Annotated in this window: 3 protein-coding genes; all 3 read right to left on the reverse strand. The window is 60.2% G+C overall.

Annotated elements, in window-relative coordinates:
- Positions 1 to 43 precede the first annotated feature (43 nt).
- Entirely contained in the window at positions 44 to 214 is a 171-nt protein-coding gene (locus I5W_RS31725; RefSeq protein ID WP_252717220.1) for a hypothetical protein, read from the reverse strand.
- A 113-nt stretch (positions 215 to 327) separates the two neighbouring features.
- On the reverse strand, positions 328 to 1539 hold the full coding sequence (gene mmsB / locus I5W_RS25365; RefSeq protein ID WP_044531338.1) for a multiple monosaccharide ABC transporter permease: 1212 nt from the start codon (positions 1537 to 1539) through the stop codon (positions 328 to 330).
- 82 nt (positions 1540 to 1621) lie between these two features.
- On the reverse strand, positions 1622 to 2275 hold a 654-nt coding region (locus I5W_RS25370), incomplete at its 5' end, for an ATP-binding cassette domain-containing protein (RefSeq protein WP_044531339.1).

Genomic DNA, 2275 nt, shown 5'->3' on the forward strand with positions numbered 1-2275 from the left:
TGATAATGTCGTCGCCGCGGGTAGCGATCCAGTGACCGCCCTTTTAAGGCGTCCAGAAAATGTCGGGCATCGAGTCGCGGTGCATGACCTTGAGCGACATATGGTAGTCGTCCGCCGCGTTCGGTGGATTGTAGATATCGAAATCGTGGACCAGGTGAGGTGGAATGTGAGCCGGTGCCGGCGCCTGTTCCGGGGCCGAAGCGGGGTGTGCCATGACTGTCTCCTTATTGACGGCTGATGATCAGCGTATTCAGTATTTCTGAACGACGTTCAAATAATAGCGCAGTCTGGAAAGGCGGGCAATCCTGCCCGCCTGCGTGATCTGGATTACTTGTTCTTGTTGTAGACGTCGAAGCACACGGCCATCAACAGCACCAGGCCCTTGATCATCTGCTGGTAATCGATACCGATACCCATGATGGACATGCCGTTGTTCATCACGCCCATGATGAAGGCGCCGATGACCGCGCCCATGACCTTGCCCACGCCACCCGAGGCCGAGGCGCCACCGATGAAGCAGGCGGCAATCACGTCCAGCTCGAAGCCCAGGCCGGCCTTGGGCGTAGCGGTGTTCAGACGGGCGGCGAAGATCAGGCCGGCCAGCGCGGCCAGCACGCCCATGTTGACGAAGGTGAAGAAGGACACGCGTTCGGTCTTGATGCCCGACAGCTTGGCGGCCTTTTCATTGCCACCCACCGCATAGACGCGACGGCCCAGGGTGGTGCGGCTGGTGATGAAGGTGTAGAACACCATCAGCGCAAACATGATGATCAACACATTAGGCATCCCGCGATAGGTCGACAGCAGATAGCTGAAGGCGATGATGGCGGCAGCGAACAAGGCATTCTTCAGCAGGAAGAACAGCACCGGTTCATCTTCCATGCCATGCTTGGTCTGCTTGCGGCGGCCGTGCAGCTTGACCAGGATCAGCACCACGGCCGCGATCACACCGACGATCAGCGAGGTGGTGCGGAAGGTGGCGTTGCCGGTCAATTCAGGAATGAAGCCCGAGGACAGCATCTGGAAGGTCTGCGGGAAGGGGCCCAGGGACTGGCCTTGCAGCAGCGCCAGCGCCATGCCCTTGAAGACCAGCATGCCGGCCAGGGTGACGATGAAGGACGGGATCTTGAAGTAGGCGATCCAGTAGCCCTGCGCTGCGCCGATCAGGGCGCCGGCGATCAGGCAGACGATGGAGGCCGGCACGAAGCCCCAGCCGTAATCCACCATCAGCACGGCGGCCAGTGCGCCGATGAGGCCCACCACCGAGCCCACCGACAGGTCGATGTGGCCGGCCACGATCACCATCAGCATGCCCAGCGCCATGATGACGATGTAGCTGTTCTGCAGGACCAGGTTGGTCAGGTTCAGCGGACGCATCAGCGTGCCGTCGGTCATGATCTGGAAGAAGGCCATGATGGCCACCAGCGACATCAGCATGCCGTATTCGCGCATGTTGTTCTTCAGGAAGCTGCCGTAGTCCTTCTTTTCGACGGCGCCGCTGGCGACGGCCGGTTTCTTGCTCATGTCAATGCTCTCCATTGTCTTGCTCCTCGGGTGCTCTCTGGTCTTGATGGACTTTATGGGTGATGCTGCCGGTTTGGCTCCGGCTTGGTAATGGGTTTCAGGCGGCTTGCGACAGGCCCGGATCATCAATGCGCTTGTTGCGCATGATGGCGCGCATGATGCTTTCCTGCGTGGCCTCGGCCTTGGGCAGGTGGCCCACGAACTGGCCTTCGTTCATCACGTAGATGCGGTCGCACATGCCCAGCAGTTCCGGCATTTCCGAGGAGATCATGATGATGCACTTGCCCTCGGCCGCCAGCTTGCTGATGATGTTGTAGATCTCGAACTTGGCACCGACGTCGATGCCGCGCGTGGGTTCATCCAGGATCAGCACTTCCGGCTGGGAGAACAGCCACTTCGACAGCACCACCTTCTGCTGATTGCCGCCGGAGAGGTTGACCACCTTCTGCAGCACGCTGGAACAGCGGATGCGCATCTGCTGCTTGAAATCGGCCGCGATCTTGTACTCGCGCGCCTCGTCGATGACGGTGCGTTCGGAAACGCCGCCCAGGTTGGCCAGCGAGATGTTCTTCTTGATGTCTTCTTCCAGCACCAGGCCATCGCCCTTGCGGTCTTCGGTGACGTAGGCGATGCCCTTGGCTATGGCCTTCTCGATGGTGGACAGGTCCACTTCCTTGCCGTGCAGGAAGGCCTGGCCGGTGATCTTCTTGCCGTAGGCACGGCCGAAGATGCTCTTGGCCAGCTCGGTACG

This window comes from Herbaspirillum sp. B65 (assembly GCF_000333555.1).
GTDB lineage: Bacteria > Pseudomonadota > Gammaproteobacteria > Burkholderiales > Burkholderiaceae_D > Herbaspirillum > Herbaspirillum rubrisubalbicans.